The organism is Amycolatopsis sp. DG1A-15b, from assembly GCF_030285645.1.
Classification (GTDB): Bacteria; Actinomycetota; Actinomycetes; order Mycobacteriales; family Pseudonocardiaceae; genus Amycolatopsis.
Genome location: NZ_CP127296.1, coordinates 4,256,880 through 4,282,909 on the forward strand (window position 1 = coordinate 4,256,880; position 26,030 = coordinate 4,282,909).

Sequence of the window (26,030 nt, forward strand, 5' to 3'; positions counted from 1 at the left end):
CCGCATCACGACCTCAACCGGTGAACCGACACGTCGCATGCGCTGGCAGGGAGTAACGTTGACCGAAATCTTCGCCGGACTCCGTGTCACCGGTACTGTCGCGGCAGCCCTCAGCCTGGCAGCGACCCGCCGATCCGGCGGTAGGGGCCTGGACACGCAGACACTGCTGTGGGCGCTCGCGGCAACCGATACCGCCGGCGACTGGCACCGGTTTCTCATGACCGACCAACCAGCGTCCGATCCTGCGAGCACCTCTGTACACACGTGGGCTGCGGTGCCGTTGACCGGAACCTGCGCCGAGGCGCTGGCTCGTGCACGAACCATTGCCGAGACCTACGATCTCCTTCCCATGCCGCCTGGAGTCCTCGCCGTCGCGCTGGTTTGGGATCCGGCGTCGGGTGCAGCCCGAGCATGTCTTGGTATGCAACACCATGAACTGGTCAGGGCGATGCAAGACGATGTTCTGGGGACTGATCTCGAAGGGCTCGAGAACCTCCTGGCTGACCGAGGTTCCTCCCACAAACAGCCAACACCGGGGTCAGAAATATCGCCACCGCGGGATCCAGGAGCTGGCCGGGAGATCACTAAGTCAGATGTGGATCTGACCTTCGCGAAGATTACGACGCGGGCGCCGGTTTGGCTGCTCCGATTGCTTCTTCTCGCCGCCGTCGGAGGCGCCTTGGCAGGCTTGCTGACTAGTCCGGTTTGGAGTGTCACTGTCCCGGACGACCTGGCACCGCCGCTTCGCGCCGAGCCCGTTTCTTCGGCGATGCCGGACGACACGGCGATGTCGCGACTGGTCGGCGCCGAGTTCGTCCGAACGCAGAATGGCTTGCCTCTGGGTACGAAACTGTTCGACTCGAACCTAGCGCTCTGGCACGACACACGGAACGAGGCCGTCCGCAGCGCCTGGGAGACCCGTTGGGACTCGACCGATGGGCGCACCCAAGCCACTGTGCAGGTGATACAGCTTAAGACAAAGAGCCCGTTGACCTGGGCAACCCACGGCTGCAATCCAGCGACCGCTGCACAACCATCCCCTGGGTCACCAGTGCTCCGAGCTGGATACGTCGCCCATGATAAGACCTCGGGCCTGTACTGCATGACCGGGTTCGACAAGCAGGCTCTGATATTCATCGCTCTTCGCAGCCTCGACGGCAGTGTCGTCGCACGCATGCCCGACAGTACCGCGGCAACCTGGCGCACGATCCAACAGAAGCTACCCTCGCCCGCATTCTCGACTAAAGACGGAATCAGCACTCCGATTTCCACCGCGCTGCTCAACCGCGGCCCGTTCCTCGCCGTACTGGGCTTGGTATTCCTCTGGATGCTCCCCACCCTGCTCTTCGACCGCGCCACGTGGCAGCGCCTGTGGTCGTTCGTGAACCATCGACGGTACCGTTCGCGGAGTCTTCCGGGACTGGACATCGACGCCGCAGTCCGAGCACAGTTGTCTAGTGCAATGGCGCTTTCGGCTACTCAGTTGTGCGCGGCCATCTGGATGTTGAGGCTGACCTTCAAGCAAGGCATGCTCATCACCAGCGTGTCGGTCCTCGGTATCGTCTTCGTCATCGGTGCGATCCCGAGGTTGCTCCATTTGCGAAGGGTCGGCAGCCAACGAGGCTTCCAGGTCCGGAGAAGCGTGGTCTGGCTGACCGGAATCCTTCTCGGGGTAACCGCGGTCGGTTTCTCCGTCGTGCTCATCTTGCTAGCCAACACGCTGTCCACCACCGGAGCCGGCTACGACGTGCCCGACTACCAGCAATTGCGGTTCAACACCATCCTGGAGATCATGGCCATTCCGACGGCCATCGTCGCGATTGCGCCGACAATGCTCGCACGAAGAATCGCCATGCGAACTCTCCGGAAACGACGAGGCGAAGACCCTCGGCCGCCTGTTCTGCTCCTGCGCTCGTTCGCAGACGACGGCCGCCGGCTTCGATCGCGCTCCAGCCATCGCCGTGCCCTTCCCGACCGACTCAGCCTGCGGAGGTGGGAACGCTTCGAGGAGGTCATCGCGGCCTCCTTGGGAGCACACGGGCCGGTATATGCTGTGGGGCAGGTCGGCGAGCGCCTTCCGCCACCGCTGGGAGCGGTCCGCCGCCAGTTCACCAACGACGAGTGGCAGAACCGGATCCAGGGGCTAATGGCCGAAGCCTCAGTCATCTGCGTGACCCTGGGTCGTTCCACGGCGCTTGACTGGGAGATTCGGCGCATCGCTGAGCTGGGGTTCCTGCCGAAGGCCGTCTTCGTTCTGCCACCGACCAGCAGGCGCGAGCACATCAAGAGGCTGGCCGTTCTCGCCGCGGCCTTGAAGCTCGCCTGGGCCGATCTCGATGTCCGCCCTACTGGTGGCTGGGCGTTGGCGATCCGGGTTCCGGCGGTGGGAGCCCAGCCGCAGGTTATTCGAGCCCGTGCGCAGGAAGATATGGGCTACGACATCGCACTCGACCTGACCCGGCTCGCCGCTGACGGCATCGACCTGCTGAACTTGCCGTCGCTGGCAGCCGACGACAGATCAGCCGCGCCGAAGGCCGAAGTCTACCCGCCAGGGAAAACTCCCATCTTCAAATCACTGTTCCGGCGAAAAGGAACGCGGCTGCTCTTACTGCTCAACGGGTCGGCGATCGTAACGCTGCTCTTCGCCTTCCTCACCGGCGAGGTCAAGGACACCAGTGCCGTCATTACGCTTGCCGAAAGCTCGGGATGGACGGCGGTTGCCGCCGACCCGGAGACTTCCCACCTATACGGCATCGCCGACGCCACTCGACTGGCCACCTTAGACTTCGACGACGAGAAGGCCAGCCTCGTGTGTGAAATCGAGGCCGCCGGAAACCTCACCGCTGGTGGTGGGTGGTTGTTCGCGTCGAACACCTTCACCGGGACGTTGCAGGCGATCGATCCAGCGGATAAACGAGTTGCGTGGACCCGGCGCGACCTACCGGGAGTTCGCGGGGTCGTCGCGACTGACGCCGCGGTCTACCTTCTGCTTCCCGCGGCGAGAGAAGTTCGCGAACTCGATCGGCGCACCGGCGACCCGATCGCGAGCCGAAAGCTCGACGGTATTCCATGGGCGGCCGCCCGTAGCGATGACGGCGTACTGGTCAGCTTGCTCGACTCTTCGTCGATCGTGCGCGTCGACCGGACGCTAACCAAGGTCACGCAAACGGGTTCTCGGATAGACGCGACCGAGGTTGTCTCCGTGCGGGGGACAGCCTGGGCGTACTCACGGGACAGACACGCCGTCGTCGCCGTCGGCGGGTCTCCGCAGGTGATCTATACCCGTAGCCAGAGCCCCCACATCGCATCCAACGGCTCGGTGCTGGCCATCGAGGGTGTCGAACAGATCAGCACGTTCTGGCCCGACGGCACCGTCGTCCGCAACCGCCTGTCGACGAGGCACGCGGACAGTCTCGCAGTAACATCGACCGGCGACGTCCTGGCCTTGGCTGACAACGAGGTACTCCTCATCAGAGCCTCGAAGAGGTGAGGTCGGCCGACCTCACGCGGAAGCCGCCCTGGGTTCATAGTCACCGCATGCCCTCCGGCCGGGAGACCGAGCCAACACGCATGAACGGATCACCGGTGATCATCGACTCGCCAACGTATTGGCGGGAGAACTTCTTCCGGTGCCGCAGCATCACGCTTCGGCCACTCTTGGCCGAGAGCTAGTGCCTCGGCAAGGAACGTTGACGTGGTAACCGTGTCGCGTGGACATCGGGGCTGGTGATCGCGAGGCTTACCGGTGGAGGTGAGTCATGGCGCGTCAGCCGGAGGTGTTCGCGCGGTCGTTGGAGCCGGAGGAGGCTCAGCGGCTGGTCAAGATCACGAGGTCGACCCGGGATCGGGTGCGGCTGCGGCGGTCCGGGATCGTGCTGGCCTCGTCGCAGGGCCGGTCCGCGGGAGAGATCGCGGTGATGTTCGCGGCGACGGAGGGGTATGTGCGGGAGGTGATCCACGCGTTCAACGAGTCCGGGTTCGCGGCGTTGTCCCCAAAATGGAGGGGCGGCCGACCTCGTAAGTTCGGGTCGGCCGCCCGTGATCAGATCTGCCGCATCGCCGCGTGCAAACCCGCCGCGCTGGGGTTGCCGTTCACGACGTGGAGCCTGGCCAAGCTGGTCGAGTATCTGGCCGAGCATGCGCGGCTGGTGGTGAGCACCGAGACCGTCCGGCAGATCCTGCGCAAGGAGGGCGTGTCCTGGCAGGCGACGAAGACCTGGAAAGCCAGCAAGGACCCGGACTTCATACCGAAGAAGACCCGCATCCTCGACCTCTACGACCACCCACCCACCGACGGGCGAGTGATCTGCGTCGACGAGTTCGGGCCACTGAACCTGCAACCACGCCCCGGCCGGGGCTGGTTTCCCGCCGGCTGCCCGGCCCGGATGCGCGCGACCTACACCCGCACCGGCGGGGTCCGGCACATGTTCGCCGCGCTCGACCTCGCGTCCGGGCAGATGTTCTACCGATTCCGTGACCGCAAACGCTGGCCGCAGTTCCTCGACTTCTGCAAGCAACTCCGCCGCCGCTTCCCCACCGGGAAGCTCTACCTCGTCTGCGACAACTACGACCCTCATGCCAAGGCCGAGGTCACCGCGTGGTGCGCGGCCAACGGGATCGAGCTGGTCTACACGCCCACCAACGCGTCGTGGTTGAACTGGATCGAGTGTGAATTCACCGCGGTCCGCTACTTCACCCTCGACGGCAGCGACTACCCCAGCCATGCCGCCCAGGAGGCCGCCATCGCCGGCTACCTGCGCTGGCGCAACCGCCACTGCCACCCGAAGCGTCGCTTCGCCGTCAACTCCAAGATCCGCCGACCGGATTACCTACCCAACGTTGCTTGATGCGGCACTAGGCGGCTGTCGAACCCCGCCGCCGACCACCGCGACGTCGCATTCCCGGATGTCGGACATGCGAAATACTTCTCTGGACGAGCGGTAATGCACAGCCTGTCGTCACCCCACCTTGCGGTCCCGCCGTCGGGCCGCTCAGGACCGAGCCGAGCGCCGACCGTGCGTGGCCTCTCGGGAAGAGGCTCGGAAGAGCCGTGTCAGCCGGGAAAGATCGTCCGCACGATCCCCAAGACGAGGGCCGCTGCCAGTACGAACAGCAGGAACTTGCCGTACGCGGGGAGAGCACTCCCGCCGATCCTGTACAGGAGCCGCTTCCGCACGCCAATGCGGGCCAGCGCGGCCTGCAGAGCACACGCGACGTAGAAGGCCGGGGTGCCTCGGACGTTTGTCTCGCCAGGCGCCGGCCCCACGGCCTGCACGTGCGGCGTCCAGTCGTCGTCGAACACGATTACCGACGCTGTCCACTTGCCCGGCTCCGGCTGCGAGCCGGAAGGCTCGCGCAGGAGCTTGTCGAGCCGCGCAGCCAGGTCCCACCGACCCCCTGGCAACAGGATCACGAGTCTGCGCGGCGGCTGCGTCGCGATCGCCCGCTCGACTTCCCACCACACACTCTCTCCCTCGCCGAGCCGCAGCACGATCAGCTGCGACACCGTCATCAGTTCGAGCACACCGGCCTGCCAGTCCTTCTCCGGCAGATAGAATCGCGCCGCGCCGAGACGGGGAAGCCGCTCACCCGGCCGACCCACCGCGATCACCGGCCCGAACGCGCGCAGCGCACCGACCAGCTGTTCCTCCCGGGTGTACACAGTGAGCAAGCTCTGCATCCACGTCTCCGACGGCCTCCTGTCCACCACCGCGGACGCCGGATCATCACCGAAGCCACGCAGGTATAGCACCGGTTCCCGATCTTCCGACCGCAGAACACCCACAGCGCTTCGCGCCGCCCGCGGGCGGGCGTAGCGCAGGCCATAATAGCCAACGGGCAACGCCGGAAGAACAGCCGCAAGCCAGTCGATTCGACCTTCCCGGGTGATTGGGTAGATCGCCACTATGCCTCCGATCAGCAGCGCCCAACACAGACCGGAGACAACGAGGAACACCGGGCGCAGCCACAAACGCTTCGCGAGCGCGTACTGCCTGATCAGCGCCACGGTCTTTGCATTGGCTGCACGTCTGCGCACTAGAAAGACGAGCGCGGCCGCAGCCAAGGGCACCTCGGTGATAAGCCACGGCATGGCACGGCCCCAGGACGCCGCACTACTTTCGTCGAGCTTTTTTTGGTCGGCCGTCACTTCGGTGTCGATATCACGAATGTAGCGACGGGCACCGTCGAAGTCGCCCATCGTCGCATCCTCATTGGCGAGCGAGATCAAGGCGCGCGCGTCGGAGTCGGGCGCAGCGTGGTCGTCGAACCAGGTGCTCACCGGCCGCGTGTCCCCGCTTTGGTCGAGTGCCGCGCGGAACGCCGCCACATGTGCGGGAGCGTCGAGGAAGGCGTCACGATCATGCAGTTCAGCGCCCGCCCCGATGGAGAGCCACGCCGCGATGTAGCCGACTGCGATTGCAGCTGCTGTGACGAGCTGGGCCAGAGTACGCATCTGTTCATCCGAGCAGGCCCGAATGATCGGCTGGCGCGGTAGAGCGGAAATCACCCGAAATGAGCAACAACGACACCGGATCAGAATTGGGTTCGCGGCCTCGACCGGCTCTGGCTCAGGCAGGCTGCCGAGGCCGGGCACCAGCGCTCGCACGTCGTCGTGGAACCGCGACGGCTCCCTCGACACGATCGGGCTGTCCGACGAATCCGCCCAGTAATCGCCTTCCCGCGCCAGCAAATCACAAACCGTCTACACCGAAACAGTCGCCAGCCGCGAGTGGTCGACGGTGCGGTGGCGTAACCTCTTCTCCCCAAGTCGCGCCAGAAGCAATCTGTCAATGTGCCCGCGGAAGGTTCGGCGTGCGTAACCTCGCCCACGGCGAAGCTACAGCCGAGCTGTCAGATAGGCATGCAGCCTCACGCTTCGTTAGCTTCTTCACGGTCGTGATGCCTACCGTCGGCGAGCGCGACAGCAGGGGTGCGGACCTACAGCTCACTGCATAGAACGTTATACGACCGCTGGCTCGGGTCGCGGCTGCGCTGATTGGGCGAACGGCTCGAAGTCCGCCGTCATGACCGGACGGCCGCTACATCCGCCCAGTGTGATCCCACCTCACTCGTGTTCTCCTCACGTGGCCGACCCCTCTGCCTGCACCACCGACCTGCTCGCGCAGTGGATGACCACCAGCAGCTCCACCCGCACAGCTCGCCCAGCACAGGTTGGCAGCGGGTTGCGGTTCGCCTTCTACGGCCGGACCTCGACCACCCGCCATCAAGACCGCGTGTCATCACAGGGCTGGCAACGCGACATGGCCGATGAGCTGGTCGGGGGCCACGGCCAGGTCATCGCCGCCTACTTCGACGCCGGCACTTCACGCCGAGTCCCATGGCGACAGCGAACGCAGGCTGCCCAGCTCATGACCGCGGCGTCGAGTCCAGAATCCATGATCGATGCGATCGTGGTTGGCGAGTACGAACGTGCCTTCACCGGCACCCAGTTCGCCACCCTCTACACCTGGTGCACCCGACATGGCATCCAGCTGTGGCTGCCCGAAACCGGGGGCCCGGTCGATCTCGGCAACTCCGATCATCGGGCACTGATGGCGCTGCTGGCAACCCAGTCGCAGCGCGAAGTCCTCCGTGCCCGGCACCGGGTGCTGGCTGCGATGCACAACCAGGCCACCCAGCAAGGCCGCTACCTCGGCGGCCGACCGCCCTGCGGCTACCAGCTCGTCGACGCCGGCCCACACCCCAACCCCGCCGACGCCCGCTGGGGCCGACGGCTCCAACGGCTCACCCCCGACCCACGAACCGCACCACACGTGGCCTGGATGTTCCGGCAACGTCTCGCCGGACACAGCGTCGCCAGCATCGCCCGGCATCCTTTGCCCGTCCAATGCCGACCCGGATCGCAACCGCCACCGAACCCGCGGCGCCTGGACCTTGCGCACGGTCGCCGTGATCCTGGCGAACCCGCGCTACACCGGCCGCCAGACCTGGAACCGCCGCGCCTCCGGGGCCGAAGGCCCAGCCTCAACGCCAGCGCTGTCGGCGAAGGCTGCGCATCCGGCGCTCGTCACCGAGTTGGACTTTGTCGCCGTGCAGCAGATCCGGGCCGCGCGACCAGCCAGTGACGGTCAGCCTCGCCGGTTCGCCCTGGCCGGCCTGATCCACTGCGGGTCTGCAACCGGCGGCTGGACTCGCACTGGAATCACGGCCGTGCGACCTATCGCTGCCGCCACGGCCACACCAGCACCCAACGCGCGGGCCAGCCGCGGCCGAAGACCCTCTACATCCGCGAAGACCACCTCGTCGACGAGATCAGCATCCGACTCGGAGATCAAGGCAACGACGGCCACACCAGGCCGGAGCTTGACCGACCACGACACAGACACGTGGCAGCAGCGCTGCGCGGCGCAGGAAAGATCATCGTCTACGACGGTGCCGGATGGCGACTACAGGAGATCGATTCGAGCTAGGCTACGATCGCCCCCCGTTTCAAGATCGCGTTTCGCGATCCGTGGGGTAGTACTGTGTCCGAGACCGAGTTGATCCATAACCCCACCCTGAAATTCATCACCGACCTGCAGCTCGAGTGACAGCGTCGGTTGGCGAACTACACGGTTCGGACGACAGAACCATCGGCCACGACGCATCTGACCCTTCATCGTCGTCCATCAGACCGGTCGGGAGACGCCTTCGAGGGCGGTGATGAACGAAGAGACCCCATGCTCGACCGTCGTGCACCCGCAATCGCTTCCTCATCGCTTTCATCCGCCGACTCTGTTCAGCGGGCCTCATGGCGATGGCGCGCAGGATCGCGTCCTTCAGGTCGTCGGTGTCGTTCGGATTCACCACGACGGCTTCGCCGAGTTCGGCCGCGGCCCCAGCGAATTCACTCAGTACGAGGACCCCTCTGTCGTCGACGCGGCTTGCGACGTACAGGATTCGGCGGCTCGGTACAGGGACACGACTCCGTCGAAGTCGAGCACGCTGTTCGTGTACCGCAGCACTGGCCCGCCCATCCGGCCATAGCTGCCGTTGAGGTGCCCGGCCGGCCGATCCACGCGTTCGCGCAGGCTCGCGTACCTCGCGATACGTTCCCTGCTCAAGGTAGCGCGGGAACAAACGGCAGGTCAGCGAACCATGGTCGAGTTGTGGCACGGTACAGGGCTCAGGCCGGCGCACTCATAACAGATTCCTTCCTCGCCGGGTCGGGTTTCAGAGCAGGACGCCCGCGTCGAGCGCAATGACCTGACCAGTCAAGTACTTCGCTTCCTCTGAGACCAGGAAGGCGAACAGAGTGCCCGCCTCGGCCGGAGTGACCGGGCGGCCCAGCCGCGCGAGGTCGAGCATCTGCTCCATGAGCACGTTCAGCCGGTCCAGCTTGGTGACCGGGTCCGTCACACCCAGCCGCGTGTGTTCGCGCACCTGCTCGATCGTCCGGCTTTCCACCCAGCCGATCGCCACCCCGTTGCAGCGGATCCCGTGCTCGGCCTCTTCGGCCGCGACCGTCCTGATCAGCGCGTCCACCGAACCCTTGGACAGCGGGGACAATCCATCGAACGCGATGGCGCGTTTCGTGGCTATGGTCGTGCACAACGTGATCGTGCCGCCGCCGCGCTCGCGCAACAGGGGAACGGCCGCGTGCGCGATGCGGTAGACGCCGAGAGCGTCTCCGTTGACGAACCGCTCGGCCGCGTCGACGGGAACGTCCATCAGCCGGTCGAATTCGAACCGCGGCCCGCCCGCACAGACGACGCCGTGCACGTCGCCGTACTCGCTCACCACGCGGTCCAGGGCGGCTTCGATCGACGCGGTGTCGGCCATGTCCATCCACTCGCCGCGGACGCGGTGCCCGTCGGCACTCAGCTCGGCTTCCAGCGCTTTCGCGTGCGCGGAGTCCTGGTGATAGGTGAAGACCACCGGGACGCCGGCCGCCGCGAGCCGGCGCACGATGCCGTCGCCGATGCGGCCGGTGCCACCGGCGACCAGTACGCCCCCGGCTTCGTAGGTCAGCGTGATGGCCATCGATCACTCCTTCCGCGCTCCTTGCGCTGGACGGTACAGCAAACTATCGTCTGGACACATGTCCAGTCTGGTTGCCCGCTGGCGGGACGAGCCCGCGAAACTGCTCATCGACGGCGCGCTCCGTTCCGGTCGGGGTGGGGAGTTCACCACCGTGAACCCGGCGACCGAGGAGGTGCTCGGGAGCGCGGCGAACGCCGACGGCACCGATCTCGACGAAGCGATCGGGGCCGCGCGGCGAGCATTCGACGAGACGGGCTGGGCCCGGGACGCCGCCCGGCGGACGCGGTGCCTGCGTCAACTCGGCGAAGCCCTGCGTGCGCACAGCGACGAGCTGCGCGAGCTGACCGTGGCCGAGGCGGGCGTCCCGGTCGCCCTCACCCACGGCCCGCAGCTCGACATCCCGATCGAGCACCTCACGTGGTTCGCCGACCTGGCCGACGGGTACGCTTGGCGCCGGGACCTGGGGGTCGCCGCACCCATGGGGGTGCGAAGCCGGCGGACGCTCTTCGCCGAGCCCGCCGGTGTCGTCGCCGGGATCACGCCGTGGAACTTCCCGCACCAGATCACGTTCGCCAAGCTGGGGCCCGCGCTCGCCGCGGGCAACACCGTGGTGCTCAAGCCCGCGCCCGAAACTCCGTGGTGCGCCGCCGCCGTCGGCGCGCTCATCGCCGAAGAGACCGACATCCCCCCCGGCGTGGTCAATGTCGTGACCTCCGCGGACCACGGCATCGGGGCCCGGCTCGTCGCAGACACCCGGGTCGACCTCGTCTCGTTCACAGGCTCGACCGCCACCGGGCGTTCGGTGATGGCCGCGGCGGCCGGGACGTTGAAGAAGGTTTTCCTGGAACTGGGCGGGAAGTCCGCCTGTGTCGTGCTGGACGACGCCGATCTCGCGGCCGCGTGTGCGATGGCCGCGTTCATGGTCTGCACGCACGCCGGCCAGGGCTGCGCGCTCACCACCCGCCTCCTGGTGCCGCGCGCCCGGTACGACGAAGCGGTGGAGGCGGCCGCCGCGGCGATGAGCCGGATCCGCTGCGGCGATCCGGCCGACCGCCGGACGATCTGCGGGCCGCTGATCTCGGCCCGCCAGCGCGACCGCGTGGAGAGCTACCTCGCGACCGCGGCGGACGAGGGCGGCAAGATCGTCTGCGGCGGTGGCCGCCCGCACGCGAAGGGTTTCTATGTTGAACCGGCTCTCGTCGCGGGCCTGACCAACGAGGCGCGGGTGGCGCGGGAAGAGATCTTCGGCCCGGTGCTGGTCGTCCTGGCACACGACGGGGACGACGACGCGGTGCGGATCGCCAACGACTCGCCCTACGGCCTCTCCGGCGCCGTCCACGGGGCCGACCCGGACCGGGCAAGGGCCGTGGCCGCCCGCATCCGCACCGGCACGCTCAGCGTCAACGGCGCGGTCTGGTATTCCGCCGACGTGCCCTTCGGCGGCTACAAGCAGTCCGGGATCGGCCGCGAGATGGGCGTGGCCGGTTTCGAGGAATACCTGGAAACCAAGGTCGTCGCCGAGCCCGCGTAGAGGAGAAGCCATGGGCCGTTTCGACGGAAAGACCGCTATCGTCACCGGTGCGGCGCAGGGCATCGGCGAGGCCTACGCCCGCGCGCTCGCCCGGGAAGGCGCGAACGTGGTCGTGGCGGACCTGAACGCCGGCCTCGGCGAGCAGGTGGCCGCGCGGATCGGCGGCACGGCCGTGTGCGTCAAGGTCGACGTCGCGGAACCGGACTCGGTGACGGCGATGGCCGAATCCACAGTGGACCGTTTCGGGGGCATCGACTTCCTGGTCAACAACGCCGCCATCTACGGCGGGATGAAGCTCAACCTCCTCCTGGCCGTCGACTGGGACTACTACCGGAAGTTCATGGCGGTGAACTTCGACGGCGCGCTGCTGTGCACCCGCGCCGTCGTGCCGCACATGCGCAAGCGCGGCGGCGGCTCGATCGTCAACCAGTCCTCCACCGCGGCCTGGACCTACTCGTCGTTCTACGGCGTGGCCAAGGCCGGGGTCAACAGCCTCACCCAGCAGCTCGCGACCGAACTCGGCGGCTCCGGGATCCGCATCAACGCCATCGCACCCGGCCCGACCGACACCGAAGCCACGCGCACCGTCACCCCCGCCGCGATCGTCGCGCAGATGGTGGAGCGGCTGCCGATCAAGCGCATGGGCACCCCGGACGACCTCGTCGGCATGTGCCTGTTCCTGCTGTCCGGGGAAGCCGGGTGGATCACGGGCCAGATCTTCAACGTCGACGGCGGGCAGGTCATGCGATGAACGACAAGCGCAAGCGCGGCCTCGAGATGATGCGCGAGGTCTACGGCTGGGAAATGCCGGACATGCCAGGCGAGTTCTTCGCGGTGACCGTGGACCACCTCTTCGCCGAGATCTGGACGCGGCCGGGGCTCTCCCTCCGGGACCGGCGGCTGCTCCTGCTGGGGGTGATCGCCGCGCTCGGTCTCGAGGACATCGCCGCGATCCAGGTGAAGGCCGCGCTGCAGAACGAGGAACTCGACGCGGCGCAGCTGCGCGAAGCGGCGGTGTTCCTCACCCACTACGTCGGCTGGCCTCTGGGCACCAGGCTGTCCACGACGGTCGACAAGGTCGTCGCGAAGCACGAAAAGGCGGCCGGCTCAGCGGAGGGTGAGCCGGACGGGCAGCGTGGCGAAGCCCCGGACGTTCGTTGAGTGCACGCGCTCGGCAGCGGCCTCGTCGATTTCGCAGCCCGAGATCCGGGTGACGATCTCCGTGAGCGCGACCCGCGCCTCCAGCCGCGCGAGCGAGGCTCCGAGACAGAAGTGGGCGCCCGCGCCGAAACTGGCGATCCGGTTCTCCGGTTCGCGGCCGATGCGGAAGGAATCCCCGTCGGGGAAGGCGTCCTCGTCCCGGTTGGCCGAGCCGATCAGCAGCAGCACGCGGGCGCCGGCGGGGACCGTTCCCCCGTGGTAGTCCAGGTCGGTGGCCGCGGTGCGGACGATGATCTGGCTCGACGTGTCGTACCGGAGGGTCTCTTCGATCCACGACGGGACCAAGGACGGGTCGTCGAGCACCCGGCGGAGCTCGCCGGGGTTGCGCCACGCCCAGTACAGCGCGTTCCCGAGCAGCTTGGTGGTGGTCTCGTTACCCGCGACGACCATCAGGAACAGGAAGCCGATGACGTCCTCGGCCGTGAGCCGCTCCCCGTCCATCTCCGCGTCCAGCAACGCCGAAACCAGGTCATCCTCGGGCCGCTCCCGCCGCAAGGCGACCATCTCCGCGTAGTACTTCGCCAGTTCCAGGGACGCCTCGACGGCCGAAGGGGGTACGTCCAGCACGCCTTCCGCGCGGTGCATCACGGTGTCGGCCAGTGCGCGCAGCCGGTCCCGGTCAGCCGCGGGCACCCCGAGCAGCTCGGAGATCACGTCCATCGGCAGCTTGCCCGCGAACTCGCCGACGAAGTCGAACTCCCCCTTGTCCAGTACCGCGTCGAGGTGCTGCCGCGTCAGCTCCTCGACCCGCCCTTCCAGCTGCTGCACCCGGCGTGGTGTGAAACCCCGCGACACCAGGGAACGCATTCGCAGGTGCCGCGGCTCGTCCATGGCCAGGAAGGACATCACGCGGTGCGCGTGCGGACCGTACGCCAGGGGATCCAGCGACACCCCGTTCGCACTGGACAGCCTGACGCTGTCCCGAAATCCCGCGACGACGTCGGAATACCGGGACAGCGCCCAGAAATCCAGCTCCTCGTTGCGGTAGAGCGGTGCGTGTGCGCGCAACCAGGCGTAGGTGGGGTATGGGTCCTCGTGGAAGCCGTAGTCGTAAGGATTGAATTTACTGGACACGTGTCCAGACACTACTCGGCCCGTGCAACGGGAGCAACCGGGGTCGTTGACCGCCACCACTTCGGTGAACTAAAGTCCAGACAGCTGTCCATCAGAGGCGAGGGAGCTGCCGCGATGAAGCCCGTGGGATTCGTCGGACTCGGCCGGATGGGCGCGCCGATGGCACGGCGGCTGCTGGACTGGCCCGGCGGCCTGATCGTCCACGACGTACGCCCGGAAGCACTCGAGCCGTTCCGTGAGGCCGGCGCCCGGACGGCGGACAGTCCCCGCGAGGTGGCCGCGACCGCCGAGGTGATCTCGCTGATGGTCCGCGACGACGCCCAGGTCGAGGAGGTCCTGTCAGGACCGGCAGGCATCCTGGAGACCGCCACGTCCGGCACCGTCGTCGCCATCCACTCCACCATCGCCGCCGCCACCGCCACCCGGCTCGCCGAAACGTACCGGCCGCGCGGCATCGACATCGTGGACGCGCCGGTCTCCGGCGGTGCGTCCGGCGCGGCGAAGGGCGACCTCGCGGTCATGGTCGGCGCCGGCGAGAAGGCGTTCGAGCGCTGCCGCGACGTGTTCGCGCACTGGGCGGGCCACACCATGCACGCGGGCCCACCCGGCGCCGGGACCCGCGCGAAGCTGGCGCGCAACCTGCTGCACTTCGTGTCTTTCGCCGCGGCGGCGGAGGCCCAGCGCCTGGCCGAGGCGGCCGGGCTCGACCTGGTGGAGCTGGGCAAGGTGGTGCGGCACTCCGACGCCGTCACCGGCGGCCCGGGCGCGATCATGGTGCGTGGCACCACCGCCCGGATCACCCCGGACGAAGGCTGGTACCCGATCTTTTCGCACGTGCGGGACCTGGGCCACAAGGACCTCGCCTTGGCGATCGAACTCGGAGCCGAGCTCGACGTGGACACACCGCTCGCACGGCTGGCACTGGACCGGCTCGCCGCCGGCCTGGGTGTCGCACCCGAGGGTGCCGCTTGACGCCTGTCCGGACGGTTATCATGGCGGGATGATCGAGAGCAGGACAGCGTGATGGAGCCGGTACGCCGCATCGTCGACGGGCGCCGGGCCGACACGGTCCAGCGGTTGATCGCGGCCTCGCTGGAGGAAGTCCGCGCCGTCCCGTACAGCGACGTCACGGTCCGGTCGGTGGCCAAGCGCGCCGACGTCTCCCCGGCGACGGCCTACACGTACTTCTCGTCCAAGGAGCACCTGGTCTGCGCGATCCTCTGGCAGCAGGTCCAGGACCTCCCGGCGCCGCAATCCCGGCCGCGCCGGTCCCCCTCGGCGTCGCTCGCCGACGCGGTCCGGGACATCACCGAGCTGTTCACCAAGGACCCCGCGCTCAGCCGCGCGTGCACCACCGCCCTGCTCACCGACGACCCCGAGGTCCGCCGGCTGCGCGACCAGATCGGCAGCGAGCTGCTGCGCCGCATCGGCGACGCGATCGGCCCGATGTCCCCCGCGGCCCGCGAAACGCTGTCGATGGCCTTCGTCGGAGCCCTGGTGCTCGCGGGCACGGGGTACATGACGTTCGAGGACCTCCCCCGTCGTCTGAGCAAGATGACGGACCTCCTGCTGGCCGACAGCCGGACCCGCGCGAAGGACCCGAAGCGCCGCAGCAGCTAGTGACGCACCGGGGTGATCGGGATCGACCGGCGGGGCCGGAACTCGAACGACGCCCCGGAACTGAACCTCGTGACGGCGACCTCGTCGAACTCCTTCGCCGGTTCGTCGCGCCACACCACCCGCGCGGTCCACTCCAACGGGGTTCCCTCGACCTCGACGTCCAGGCGCGGGTCCACCGCCCGCACGATCGCCCGCAGCGGCGCGGTCTCGTGCGGTCCGCACAGCGAGATCCACGCGCCGTCGTCATGGGCGGGCGAGGGTGTCACCGCCAGGGTTCCCCCGACCGTCGCCCGCACGTAGGCCGCCGGATTGAGCAGCGGGTGCAGTTCGAGCAGCCGCAGCGCGCCTTCGGCGCCGCCGGGCAGCCCGAGTGACCGGTGCAGGCGCCCGGCCGAGAGCCCGGCGATGCCGATCAGCTGCCGGCGGCAGATCGCGTGCGCCTGCTCGGGGTCGGCGCGGTCGTGGACGGCGTGGACGAACCCGAGGTTGAGCAGGTGCATCTGCAGGCAGACCTCGTCGGCCAGCCGCACGAGCGCCGACTTCGAGAACGCGGCGAAGTCGATGTCGCTGCGCAACGGGCCCGCGTAGTCGGCCGCGCCGTCGTCGCCCGGGTCGATCGGATCCAGCTCGAGCGTGGCCGCCCGCGTCTTCTGCAGCCTCCGGCACCCTGCCGATTCGGTGACCGGCGGGTGCGCGTCGTCGATGACGACGGTCCACGCGCAGCACGGGTGCCGATCGGCGGGACGGCGGGGCGGCCGGTGGATCGGCCGGACCCGCGCTTTCGCGTTGGTCGCGACGGCCGTCGCGTCGAACGTCGGGTCCTCGATGTCGTGGCACATCGCGGTCACGTAGTCGTCCCCGAGCGGCTCGACGTCCATCAACGCACCGCAGTGGTCGAGCCGGAACTCGCCGTGCCAGCGGTCGTGCACGGTGAAGCGGAAGTCCATGAACTGCGGCGGGGCGCCGATGTCGAGCTGCAGCCCCTTGAAGATCGTGACGACGTCGGTTCCCTCGTACCGCAGGGCGCGCTGCATCCGGCGGGTGTAGACCGGGCTGGCGGCCATCCATTCCTCGATCGCGATCCGCGTCATCCCCTCCCGGCCGAACGCGCCGATGCACCACGCCATCGCCGACCGGTCGATCAGCTGACCGGCCAGCAGCAGCTCGGGCAGAAGGGCGGCCAGTTCTCCCCGGCGCAGCGTCACGAACCTGCTCGGCACTTGTCATGCCCTCCTGCCCGTACTACCGTCTGGACACATGTCTAGCACAGGAACGGGCCGGCGTCATGCCACGATTCGCCCTTAATCCGGAGAAGCGGCCGTCGATCGTCACCGGCGCGTCCTCCGGCATCGGCGCCGCCACGGCCGTCGCGCTCGCCGAGGCAGGACACCCGGTCGCGCTGGGCGCCCGCCGGGTCGAGAAGTCCGAGGAGATCGCCGAACAGATCCGCGCCGCGGGCGGCGCGGCCGTCGCGCTGGAACTGGACGTCGGCGACGGCGAATCGGTCCGCAAGTTCGCGGCCGCGGCGACCGAGGCGATCGGGCCGATCGAGATCCTCGTGTCCGCGGCCGGCGGCCTCGAGCCCTCGCCGATCCACGAGCAGGACAGCGAAACCTTCGCCGAACAGGTCGGCGTCAACCTGATCGGAGCGCACCGGCTGGTGTCGGCCGTCGTGCCGGACATGGTCGCCCGCCGCCGCGGCGACGTCGTGTTCATTGGCTCGGACGTCGTTCCCGCGCCGCGTCCTGGCATGGGCGCCTACGTCCCGGCCAAGGCCGGGCTGGAGGCGATGGCCCACGCGATGCGCATGGAACTCGAAGGCACCGGGGTGCGAGCCTCGATCGTCCGCCCCGGCCCGACCGTGTCCAGCCTGGCCGAAGGCTGGGACCAGCAGGCGACCCTCACCATGCTCGAAGAGTGGAAACAGTGGGGTTTCGCGCGCCACGCGTACTTCCTGCGCGCCTCGGACATCGCCGCCGCGGTGACGACGGTCGTGTCCGCACCCCGCGGCGTCCACCTGACCCTGGTCGAAGCACAGCCCGAGGCACCGCTGCGGGAGCCGTGATGGCGCTCGAGCCACGGCTGGTGTCCGGCGGCGACGCCGAACATGGGCACCTCGAGGAACTGCGAGCCGACCCCATCGGGCTCATGCGGCGGGTCCGCGAGGAGTGCGGCGACGTCGGGGCGTTCGATCTGGCCGGCCGTCGGGTGGTGCTGCTGTCCGGCGCCGAAGCCAACGAGTTCTTCTTCCGCGCCGGCGACGACGAGCTGAACCAGGGCGAGGCCTACCCGTTCATGAAGCCGATCTTCGGCGACGGCGTGGTGTTCGACGTCTCCCCCGAGCGGCGCCGGGAGATGCTGCACAACCAGGCGTTGCGCGGCGAGCACATGAAGCTCCACGCCGCGACCATCTCGCGCGAAATCGACCGCATGGTCGCCGATTGGGGCGAAGCGGGTGAGATCGACCTGCTCGAGTTCTTCGCCGAGCTGACCATCTACACCTCCTCCGCCTGCCTGATCGGCACGAAATTCCGCAACCAGCTCGATGGCCGGTTCGCCCGGCTCTATCACGAGCTGGAACGCGGCACGGACGCGCTCGCGTACGTCGACCCGTACGCCCCCATCGAGAGTTTCCGGCGCCGCGACAAGGCCCGAGCGGGGCTGGTCGACCTGGTGCAAAGCATCATGACCGGACGAGCCGAAGGCCCGCCGCCCACCCGCGACGAGCGCGACCTGCTCGACGTCCTGATGTCGGTCCGGGACGACGAGGGAAACCTGCGGTTCTCCGCCGACGAAATCACCGGGATGTTCATTTCGATGATGTTCGCCGGGCACCACACCAGCTCCGGCACCGCCGCCTGGACACTCATCGAGCTGCTGCGCCACCCGGACGTGCTGGACGGCGTGCTCGACGAGCTGGACCGGCTCCACGACGGCGGATCATCGGTCGATTTCCAGGCCCTGCGGGAAATCCCGCGGCTGGAGGCGGCGATCAAGGAGGCCCTGCGCCTGCATCCGCCGCTGATCCTCCTGCTGCGCGTGGCGAGCACCGGTTTCACGGTGTGCGGGCACTCGATCCGGCCAGGCGACTACGTCGGCGCGACGCCCGCGATCTCCAACCGCATCCCGGAGGACTTCCCCGACCCCGACGCCTTCCGCCCGGCACGCTACGCCGAGCCGCGTCAGGAGGACCTGCCCAACCGGTGGACGTGGATCCCCTTCGGCGCGGGCCGGCACCGCTGCGTCGGCGCGGTGTTCGCCATGATGCAGCTCAAAGCCGTCTTCTCGGTGCTGTTGCGCGACTTCGCCTTCGAACCGGCGCAGCCGCCGGACACCTACCGCAACGATCACTCGAAGATGGTCGTCCAGCTCGCCCAGCCCTGCCGGGTCCGCTACCGCAGGCGCACGTCATGAGGATCAAAGCCGAGCTCGACCTGTGTCAGGGACACGCCATGTGCCAGCTGGAGGCACCCGAGGTGTTCGAGGTGCCCAAGCGGGGCACGGTGATCATCCTCGACGAGTCGCCGCCGGCCGCACTGCGCGTCAAGGTCGAGAACGCCGTGCGGAGCTGCCCGACCCAAGCGCTGATCCTGGAGGAGCCGTCGTGACCGCTTTCCCGCGTGAAGAGCTGGACGAAATGGTCCGCCGCTGGCTCGAAGCCAACGAACGCTGCGAGAAGACCGGCGACTGGCGACCGCTCGCCGCGATGTACACAGTGGACGCGACCTACGGCTGGCACCACGGCCCCGAAGAGGTGTTCATCGCCGTTGGCCGGGAGGAAATCCACGACCACGCCCTGGGCACCGAGATGTCCGGCTTGGACGGCTGGACGTACCCGTACCAGAAGGTGCTCGTCGACGACCGGGCCGGCGAGGTCGTCGGTTTCTGGAAGCAGACGGCCGACGCGCGGCGCCCCGACGGCTCCCGGTACGAGGTCGCCGGCATCGGCGGAAGCTGGTTCCGCTACGCCGGTGAGTGGCAGTGGTCCTGGCAACGCGACTTCTTCGACCTCGGCAACGCGGCGGCCCTGTTCATGGAGATGCTCGAAGCGGGCAAGCTGTCCGACGGCTTGAAGGCACGCATGGCGCGGGCGGCCCAGCCCCAACCCGGACACTACCGCCGCGGCGAATCCCCGATCGGGATCTGGTGACGCGGGCGGGCACCGATTTCGCTGCGTGGCAACCGTGTGCGTGCCGAAAAATCACGTCCGCGCAGTTCAAACGGCATGTCTGTACTCATGGAGGACGCCGCCGAGTCGGTCCTGCCGCGTATCACGAAGCGTTCGATCCCCTCGGGTTCAAGGGCCGGGGGCCGGGCTCGCAGGGGTGCCGCGGCGGCCAATGACCGGTGGGTTCGATGCTGGTTGTAGTGCCGCTCGTACTCACGAAGCGCATGCCGGAGGTGAGTCTCGTTCCAGATCAACGTACGTGTGGGGTTCCAGAAGTCGGCTCATGGATTCTGACCTGGGGGCAATGGCACGTTCGGTGGGCAGGGCATGATCAGCAGCCATGTCGTTGCGTCTGCTATATCTGATCTTCCTTCGGCTGGTGGGCCTGGTGGTGTTGCTCGGGCGCTCGTCGGAGTCGAAGGACGTCGAGTTGCTGGTGCTGCGCCATGAGGTGGCCGTACTGCGCAGAGGCAATCGGAAACCTTGTCTGGACTGGGCTGACCGGGCTGTGTTCGCCGCGCTGGTTCGGCTGCTGCCCAAGGGCCTGCGAACGCACCGGTTGGTCACCCCGGGCACGGTCCTGCGCTGGCACCGTCGACTGGTAGCCGCGAAGTGGACCTATCCACATCGGGTCGGCCGGCCACCGGTCGACGAGGTGATCGCCGGGTTGATCGAACGGATGGCCACAGAGAACCGCAGCTGGGGCTACAAGAGGATCCAGGGTGAGCTGCTCAAGCTCGGACACCAGGTCGGCGCCTCGACGATCCGGCGGATCCTGAAGCAGGCACACATACCTCCAGCGCCGGACCGGCACACCGACACGACCTGGCGGCAGTTCCTGCGTACACAGGCCTCGACGATGCTGGCCTGCGACTTCTTCCACGTCGACTGCGCGCTCACCCTCAAGCGGATCTACGTGTTCTTCGTGCTGGAGGTCGGCAGCCGCTACGTCCACGTCCTCGGCACGGGTACGAACCCGGACAGTAGGTGGACCACCCAGCAGATCCGCAACCTCGTGATGGATCTCGGGGATCGAGTCGACGAGTTCAGATTTCTCGTCCGCGACCGGGCCGGCCAGTTCACAGCCTCCTTCGATGCCGTCCTGGCTGACGTGGGCATCGAGACGGTGAGGATTCCGCCACGCTGCCCACGGGCGAACGGCTACGCCGAGCGGTTCGTGCGCACAGTCAGAACCGAGCTCACCGATCGTATGTTGATCCTCAACGAGCGGCATTTGCGCGCGGTGCTCGCCGAGTACGTGCGGCACTACAACGGTCGACGACCACACCGTTCCCGAGAGCTTCGCCCACCCCAGCCGACCCACCCCGCGGCGAACCTCAACTCACACCGGATCAAGCGACAGCAGGTACTCGGAGGCCTGATCAACGAGTACGAACGGGCCGCGTAAATCTGCTGGTCAGCGCCGGTGGCAGACTTATGGGACCCCACAGGCTGCGTATCGCACAGGAACGCCGCTTCAGCAATATCTCCGAAGAGAGACTCGACGATCCGGTGGCGCTCGTGTGCTTGTATGGCGCCCGCTCCAGAGCCGATGCTCTCACTGTCCTCGCGCGCTACTACAAAACTGACGAACCAGAATCGCTCGGGTATATCGCGGAGTTTCTCGCTCAGGTACTCGGTCGCCCATCGGACGGGTACTGGCAACCGATGCACCCTAGCTCGGTCGCCGAATATCTTTTGGTCCAACGAATTCGCTCCCAGCCGTGGGTGATCGAGGGCACCCTTCCCCATGTACGCGATTATCAGCTGGTGCATGCGTTAACGTTGCTCAGCCGGGCGGCGCCGACCGATGAAGTCCTGTGGGGTCGCGTCGCGACTGTGGCGAAGAAACATCGGCAGCGTATGCCTTTCGAGCTGCTCGCCGGTGCCGCCGTAGCCGTGCCAGATTCCCGTGGCATCGCTGCGGTTATCGCCGAGGCGCATCGCGAACTGCGTCCCGATCAACAGGCAGTTCTGGTGGCCTTCAGCGGCGAAACGCCATCCGAGCAGGCCCGGCGCGACCTATGGAACCACTACTCGCAGGCGTACTCGAACCTTCCAGAGGCCCAACTTCGGAGAGCGGCCAGCAGGGCCGCGAGCATCCAAGAACTACTCAACATCGTCCGGCCTGGGTTGACCGACGGAATCGCCGCGGGAATGGATATGCTCCGACTGGTGTCCAGCGACCTGGACAGGCTGTATAGCTCGTTCGACGACGGTGGAGAGTTCACCGAGGCCGTGGGGCGGGGCGACTACGGGCACAACGAGGACGCGAAGGAAACTGCGAGAAAGGGCTATGCTACAGCAAGGCGCGTCATGGACCATCTCGACCAGCTTTCTGCGTACCGCGACAGTTTCAGTAGGGCGCCCGGCATACTCGATGAACTCGGCCCGGCATTGAGGGAGCTCGCGTCGGAGATCACCGACATTCGGCAGAGACTAGACGAACTCGCTGAGGACTTCGGTGCTGCTGGATCGGACTGACCCCCTCAGACGACAAACAGGAGTTCAAATGCAGGAAGCATCAACCGACCTGGCCGAAGCTGTCGAGGCTGTGCGCGCCGAACTACTGCGTGCCAAGGAACTCGGCGCGGGAAGCCCCATGGAGTTCGAAGTCGGCCCGGTCGAGATGCAGTTCACCGTCGCCCTCACCCGTGAAGGCAAGGCCAACGCCGGAGTCAAGGTTTGGGTGATTGAGGCGGGCGCAAGCGGCACCCTCACCGGCCAGCGAACCCATCAGATCAAGATCACGCTGCACCCGAAGCGTCCAGATGGCCGGCCAGAACGCATCGGCGCTTCGGCCGAAGATTTCAAGTGAACGGACCTGGTGTGACATCAAGGAGGCACCGGCAGTCGTGACGGTGCAAGACGTGTATCTGCCGACGCTGCACGAGTCTTACCAGGCTCCGCAGCATCCGGTACCGATCAACGCAACGATCGTGCACGCTCTGACCCCGCTGCATCCAATGGTGCCGCAACCCGACGGCGGCCGGATGTACCGATGCCTGACCGAGTTCCCTGGACGGACACCTGGATGCCTGTGGGGTTCCAAAAGTCGGTCAACGACGCTGGCCAGCGGATTTACGCGGCTCGTCCGTACTCGTTGATCAGGCCTCCGAGAAGCCGCTGTCGCTTGATCCACTGAGAGTTGAGATCTGCCACGGGATGGGTCGGCCAGGGTGGGCGAAGCTCGCGGGAACGGTGCGGCCGTCGACCGTTGTAGTGCCGCACGTACTCGGCGAGCACGGTGTGCAGATGCCGCTCGCCCAGGATCAACATGCGATCGGTGAGCTCGGTTCTGGCGGTGAGTACAAACCGCTCGGCATAGCAGTTCGCCCGCGGGCAGCGTGGCGGAATCCTTACCGTCTCGATGCCCACGTCAGCCTGTGGGGTTCCAAAAGTCGGTCACCAGCACTGGCCAGCGGATTTAAGCGGCTCGTTCGTACTCGTTGATCAGGCCTCCGAGTACCTGCTGCCGCTTGATCCGATGAAAGTTGAGATCTGCCACGGGGTGGGTCGGCTGGGGTGGGCGAAGCTCGCGGGAACGGTGCGGCCGTCGACCGTTGTAGTGCCGCACGTACTCGGCGAGCACCGCGCGCAAATGCCGCTCGTTGAGGATCAACACACGGTCGGTGAGCTCGGTTCTGGCCGTGCGCACGAACCGCTCGGCGTAGCCGTTCGCCCGTGGGCAGCGTGGTGGAATCCTGACCGTCTCGATGCCCACGCCGGCCAGGACGGCATCGAACGAGGCGGCAAACTGGCCGGCCCGGTCGCGGACGAGAAATCTGAACTCGTCGACTCGATCCCCGAGATCCATCACGAGGTTGCGGATCTGCTGGGTGGTCCACCTACTGTCCGGGTTCGTACCCGTGCCGAGGACGTGGACGTAGCGGCTGCCGACCTCCAGCACAAAGAACACGTAGATCCGCTGGAGGGTGAGCGCGCAGTCGACGTGGAAGAAGTCGCAGGCCAGCATCGTCGAGGCCTGTGTACGCAGAAACTGCCGCCAGGTCGCGTCGGTGTGCCGGACCGGCGCCGGAGGTACGCGTGCCCGCTTCAGGATCCGCCGGATCGTCGAGGCACCGACCCGGTGTCCGAGCTTGAGCAGCTCACCCTGAATCCTCTTGTAGCCCCAGCCGTGGTTCTCCCTGGCCATCCGTTCGATCAGCACGGCGATCGCGTCGTCGACGGGCGGACGCCCGTGCCGGTGTGGATAGGTCCATTTCGCCGCTACCAGCCGACGGTGCCAGCGCAGGATCGTGCCCGGGGTAACCAGCCGGTGTGTCCGCAGCGTCTTGGGCAACAGCCGGACCAACGCCGCGAAAACAGCCCGGTCGGCCCAGTCCAGACGAGGTTTCGGGTTGCCTCTGCGCAACACGGCGACCTCGTGGCGTAACACCAGCAACTCGACGTCCTTCGACGCCGACGAGCACTCAAGCAACACCAGCAGACCCACAAGCCGCAGGAAGATCAGATGCAACGCCATGGCTGCCGATCATGCCCTGCCCGCCGAGCCTGCCATTGCCCCAGGTCAGAATACATGAGCCGACTTCTGGAACCCCACAGGCCAAGAGCAGGGCGAAGATTGCGGCGGCCGCCATCCTGCTGGCCATGTGCAGCGGCGAGTGGTCATTTGCGCGAGATGCTCAAGGACGCGGTGTTCCTGATCGGAGCGGGGGCTCGCCCCTTCGAGTCCGCCAGCCAAGACTCCGGAGTTACCGGTTTCGGGGGCTGTCGCGCAATGGTTGCATGCTGACCCGCGGCAAGGTCAGGGTGGATGGGTCGCAATTGACCACTGTCAGGATGGGGCCATTGACATGGGCCTCCACCAGAAGAAGGGTGTTGTCGGGCAGGCTTTGCAGTGTGGTTGGTTCGACGGTGTATTCGCGGACCCGCTCGGTGGTGGTAGCTGTGCTCTGCTCGGTAGAGGTGCCAATGGTGACGGTTTCCGTCCACGACCACTGCCACCCCTGGGCGGAACTGCTCTCTCCGGCCGCAGCGGAGTAGGACTTGTTGTCGCTGCCGCCAACGGTTCTCGTCTGCTGGCTGACGACAAATTTGTGTTCGTATCCGATGTACTCCGCGGCTACGGTGGCGTCTTCGTGATTACCGAGTCTCATGAACCCGACCGGTCCACGGTCAAGCATCTGACGCGCCGCGTCTTGCAGGCGGCGGAATATGAGGACCAGCCGGACGCCATGCTGGGCGCACTGATCCGACAGCCGGGTCAGGTGCTTGGCGGCCAATCCGTCTGCGCCGGCGATGACGAGTACGCGAATCTCGTCTGGCTGCTCGGTGATGCGGCGGATCAACCGCTGCAGGATCAGGTCGTGGAGCAGCTCTCCGGCCGCGTTGCCACCGTGGTCCTGGACCGCGATGACGTCGAGATTCCCTGTCTTAGGACGCCTGCCCCGACCGCCCAGCTCTCGTAGCGGGTGCAGGTGCGCGTCCAACCGCCACAGGTCGGGAAGGATTCGGCGGCGGACCTCGTCGGCGAACAACTCATCGGCGATGGTGGTCCGCTCGGCCAGGGTCAGCTCAGGTGTCGGACCCGGTTTTTCCATGAGAACTCGTACTGCGGCGGACAGACGGGTCACGGTCACATGGTCGTGCAGCGCTCTGCAGATCTCGGACAGGATCTGCCTGTCCGCCAATCGGTCAGTCCGGGTCGGCCCCGTTACGTCCGCGCGCATCGCCTCCACGAGCACTTCCACCAGCTCAGGGCCGCGAAGCCCGACCAGGAGGTCACTGTCGGCCAAGTCCCGAGGGAACACCTGCGTCGTGCAAGGAATGGCTCGTCTGGAGGCCACCTCGACGAGTCCCTCACTGACGTCGGCCTGGGATAGGTCCACCACCGTGAGCGACTCGTGTGTAGCCAGCATGGAGGCACCGAATACCACCAGGAGCCGTTGCCATTCCCGGGTATCCCCGCCGATCAGGTCGAACCGGGTCGTGTGCGGCGGCGGCACTGTACCCCACTCGGCGACGTCCATCAGACGTCGTGCCTCGGACTCTTCGAACTTCTTCCTTCGCTGCCGCCAAGCGGCAGTAGCGCGCTCGTGCGACCGCTGGGGGTCGGCCCAGCGCCTGACGATCAGGAAGTGCAGCAGTAACGGACCAGCCGTCACACAGAAAAACACTGCACTGACCACTCCCGAAGGGAACACGTAAAAGTGCAACTGGCTGGTGAGGATCAAGAAGAAGCAGCCGGTGAAAAGCAGCGCCGCCGCTATCCGCCGGGGCAGTCGCGCTCGAGCCCTGTCGGCAGCCATTGCCGCCCGCGGTGAAACCGAACGGGGCTCGGGCACGGGTTTGTGATAGGGCCGGAACAACTGACGGATGTCCCGGAAGGTCCACCCCAACCGCTCACCGGGCAAGAACAGCAGATCAAGAGGTGATGAAGCGGTGATTCTACCAGATTCTTCGACCACA

The 26,030-nt window shown here is 67.1% G+C and carries 24 protein-coding genes and 1 pseudogene; 16 read left to right on the top strand and 9 right to left on the bottom strand.

Annotated features, from left to right (window positions below; translation table 11 throughout):
• The first annotated feature begins 58 nt into the window (after positions 1-58).
• Complete coding sequence (locus QRY02_RS19400) at positions 59-3,490, top strand: hypothetical protein (RefSeq protein ID WP_285992938.1); 3,432 nt, start codon at positions 59-61, stop codon at positions 3,488-3,490.
• A 268-nt stretch (positions 3,491-3,758) separates the two neighbouring features.
• Positions 3,759-4,847 (top strand): IS630 family transposase, encoded by a 1,089-nt coding sequence (locus QRY02_RS19405; protein ID WP_285992939.1) that lies wholly within the window; start codon positions 3,759-3,761, stop codon positions 4,845-4,847.
• A gap of 206 nt (positions 4,848-5,053) precedes the next feature.
• Here the strand turns inward: QRY02_RS19405 and QRY02_RS48900 are convergent, their stop codons facing one another.
• Positions 5,054-6,691 carry a hypothetical protein gene (locus QRY02_RS48900; RefSeq protein WP_502874216.1) on the bottom strand — a complete coding sequence of 546 codons (1,638 nt, stop codon included), beginning with the start codon at positions 6,689-6,691 and terminating at the stop codon, positions 5,054-5,056.
• A gap of 439 nt (positions 6,692-7,130) precedes the next feature.
• On the opposite strand from QRY02_RS48900, the pseudogene QRY02_RS19415 reads away from it, so the two are divergent.
• Positions 7,131-7,583 (top strand): annotated as a pseudogene (locus QRY02_RS19415) (recombinase family protein); the annotation flags it as partial.
• Between the two features lie 328 nt (positions 7,584-7,911).
• Positions 7,912-8,505, top strand: a complete 594-nt coding sequence (locus QRY02_RS19420; RefSeq protein ID WP_285992940.1) for a recombinase family protein — start codon at positions 7,912-7,914, stop codon at positions 8,503-8,505.
• 24 nt (positions 8,506-8,529) lie between these two features.
• Here the strand turns inward: QRY02_RS19420 and QRY02_RS48665 are convergent, their stop codons facing one another.
• From QRY02_RS48665 to QRY02_RS19430, 3 genes are all read right to left on the bottom strand, one after another.
• On the bottom strand, positions 8,530-8,901 hold the full coding sequence (locus QRY02_RS48665; protein WP_353069567.1) for a trehalose-6-phosphate synthase: 372 nt from the start codon (positions 8,899-8,901) through the stop codon (positions 8,530-8,532).
• Positions 8,853-9,065: a hypothetical protein gene (locus tag QRY02_RS19425; RefSeq protein ID WP_285992941.1), complete on the bottom strand. Its 213-nt coding sequence runs from the start codon at positions 9,063-9,065 to the stop codon at positions 8,853-8,855. The genes QRY02_RS48665 and QRY02_RS19425 overlap by 49 nt, the downstream gene beginning before the upstream one ends.
• A gap of 109 nt (positions 9,066-9,174) precedes the next feature.
• Entirely contained in the window at positions 9,175-9,984 is an 810-nt protein-coding gene (locus QRY02_RS19430) for an SDR family NAD(P)-dependent oxidoreductase (RefSeq protein ID WP_285992942.1), read from the bottom strand.
• A gap of 58 nt (positions 9,985-10,042) precedes the next feature.
• Between QRY02_RS19430 and QRY02_RS19435 the strand changes: the two genes are divergently transcribed.
• The 3 genes from QRY02_RS19435 to QRY02_RS19445 are packed head-to-tail and all read left to right on the top strand — an operon-like array spanning position 10,043 to position 12,676.
• Positions 10,043-11,515: an aldehyde dehydrogenase gene (locus QRY02_RS19435; RefSeq protein WP_285992943.1), complete on the top strand. Its 1,473-nt coding sequence runs from the start codon at positions 10,043-10,045 to the stop codon at positions 11,513-11,515.
• A gap of 10 nt (positions 11,516-11,525) precedes the next feature.
• Positions 11,526-12,266, top strand: coding sequence for an SDR family oxidoreductase (locus QRY02_RS19440; RefSeq protein ID WP_285992944.1), 741 nt, complete (start codon positions 11,526-11,528; stop codon positions 12,264-12,266).
• Entirely contained in the window at positions 12,263-12,676 is a 414-nt protein-coding gene (locus QRY02_RS19445; RefSeq protein ID WP_285992945.1) for a carboxymuconolactone decarboxylase family protein, read from the top strand. The genes QRY02_RS19440 and QRY02_RS19445 overlap by 4 nt, the downstream gene beginning before the upstream one ends.
• Here QRY02_RS19445 and QRY02_RS19450 read toward each other — a convergent pair.
• Positions 12,623-13,810, bottom strand: a complete 1,188-nt coding sequence (locus tag QRY02_RS19450; protein WP_285992946.1) for a cytochrome P450 — start codon at positions 13,808-13,810, stop codon at positions 12,623-12,625. The two genes, QRY02_RS19445 and QRY02_RS19450, sit on opposite strands and share 54 nt — an antisense overlap.
• Before the next feature lie 114 nt (positions 13,811-13,924).
• On the opposite strand from QRY02_RS19450, the gene QRY02_RS19455 reads away from it, so the two are divergent.
• Positions 13,925-14,782: an NAD(P)-dependent oxidoreductase gene (locus tag QRY02_RS19455; protein WP_285992947.1), complete on the top strand. Its 858-nt coding sequence runs from the start codon at positions 13,925-13,927 to the stop codon at positions 14,780-14,782.
• Positions 14,783-14,833: 51 nt separating this feature from the next.
• Positions 14,834-15,430 (top strand): TetR/AcrR family transcriptional regulator, encoded by a 597-nt coding sequence (locus tag QRY02_RS19460; protein WP_285992948.1) that lies wholly within the window; start codon positions 14,834-14,836, stop codon positions 15,428-15,430.
• Here QRY02_RS19460 and QRY02_RS19465 read toward each other — a convergent pair.
• A complete protein-coding gene (locus QRY02_RS19465; RefSeq protein ID WP_285992949.1) occupies positions 15,427-16,650 on the bottom strand; it encodes a hypothetical protein in 1,224 nt (407 codons plus the stop codon). The genes QRY02_RS19460 and QRY02_RS19465 overlap by 4 nt on opposite strands.
• A 65-nt stretch (positions 16,651-16,715) precedes the next feature.
• On the opposite strand from QRY02_RS19465, the gene QRY02_RS19470 reads away from it, so the two are divergent.
• The 7 genes from QRY02_RS19470 (at position 16,716) to QRY02_RS19500 (ending at position 22,416) form a co-directional block, all read left to right on the top strand.
• Positions 16,716-17,495: an SDR family oxidoreductase gene (locus QRY02_RS19470; protein WP_285992950.1), complete on the top strand. Its 780-nt coding sequence runs from the start codon at positions 16,716-16,718 to the stop codon at positions 17,493-17,495.
• A complete protein-coding gene (gene cyp51 / locus QRY02_RS19475) occupies positions 17,495-18,844 on the top strand; it encodes a lanosterol 14-alpha demethylase (RefSeq protein ID WP_285992951.1) in 1,350 nt (449 codons plus the stop codon). Before QRY02_RS19470 ends, cyp51 begins: the two co-directional genes overlap by 1 nt.
• Positions 18,841-19,038 carry a ferredoxin gene (locus QRY02_RS19480; protein ID WP_285992952.1) on the top strand — a complete coding sequence of 66 codons (198 nt, stop codon included), beginning with the start codon at positions 18,841-18,843 and terminating at the stop codon, positions 19,036-19,038. Before cyp51 ends, QRY02_RS19480 begins: the two co-directional genes overlap by 4 nt.
• Positions 19,035-19,580, top strand: coding sequence for a nuclear transport factor 2-like protein (locus tag QRY02_RS19485; RefSeq protein ID WP_285992953.1), 546 nt, complete (start codon positions 19,035-19,037; stop codon positions 19,578-19,580). The genes QRY02_RS19480 and QRY02_RS19485 overlap by 4 nt, the downstream gene beginning before the upstream one ends.
• 358 nt (positions 19,581-19,938) lie before the next feature.
• On the top strand, positions 19,939-21,006 hold the full coding sequence (locus QRY02_RS19490) for an integrase core domain-containing protein (protein ID WP_285992954.1): 1,068 nt from the start codon (positions 19,939-19,941) through the stop codon (positions 21,004-21,006).
• A 29-nt stretch (positions 21,007-21,035) separates the two neighbouring features.
• Complete coding sequence (locus QRY02_RS19495; protein WP_285992955.1) at positions 21,036-22,082, top strand: hypothetical protein; 1,047 nt, start codon at positions 21,036-21,038, stop codon at positions 22,080-22,082.
• 28 nt (positions 22,083-22,110) lie between these two features.
• Complete coding sequence (locus tag QRY02_RS19500; protein ID WP_285992956.1) at positions 22,111-22,416, top strand: trypco2 family protein; 306 nt, start codon at positions 22,111-22,113, stop codon at positions 22,414-22,416.
• A gap of 263 nt (positions 22,417-22,679) precedes the next feature.
• On the opposite strand, the gene QRY02_RS19505 is transcribed toward QRY02_RS19500, so the two are convergent.
• The 3 genes from QRY02_RS19505 to QRY02_RS19515 all read right to left on the bottom strand — a co-directional run bounded on the left by QRY02_RS19505 (position 22,680) and on the right by QRY02_RS19515 (position 26,029).
• Entirely contained in the window at positions 22,680-22,976 is a 297-nt protein-coding gene (locus tag QRY02_RS19505; protein ID WP_285992957.1) for an integrase core domain-containing protein, read from the bottom strand.
• Positions 22,977-23,025: 49 nt separating this feature from the next.
• Entirely contained in the window at positions 23,026-24,084 is a 1,059-nt protein-coding gene (locus QRY02_RS19510) for an integrase core domain-containing protein (protein WP_285992958.1), read from the bottom strand.
• 229 nt (positions 24,085-24,313) lie between these two features.
• A complete protein-coding gene (locus tag QRY02_RS19515; protein ID WP_285992959.1) occupies positions 24,314-26,029 on the bottom strand; it encodes an STAS domain-containing protein in 1,716 nt (571 codons plus the stop codon).
• Position 26,030 lies beyond the last annotated feature (1 nt).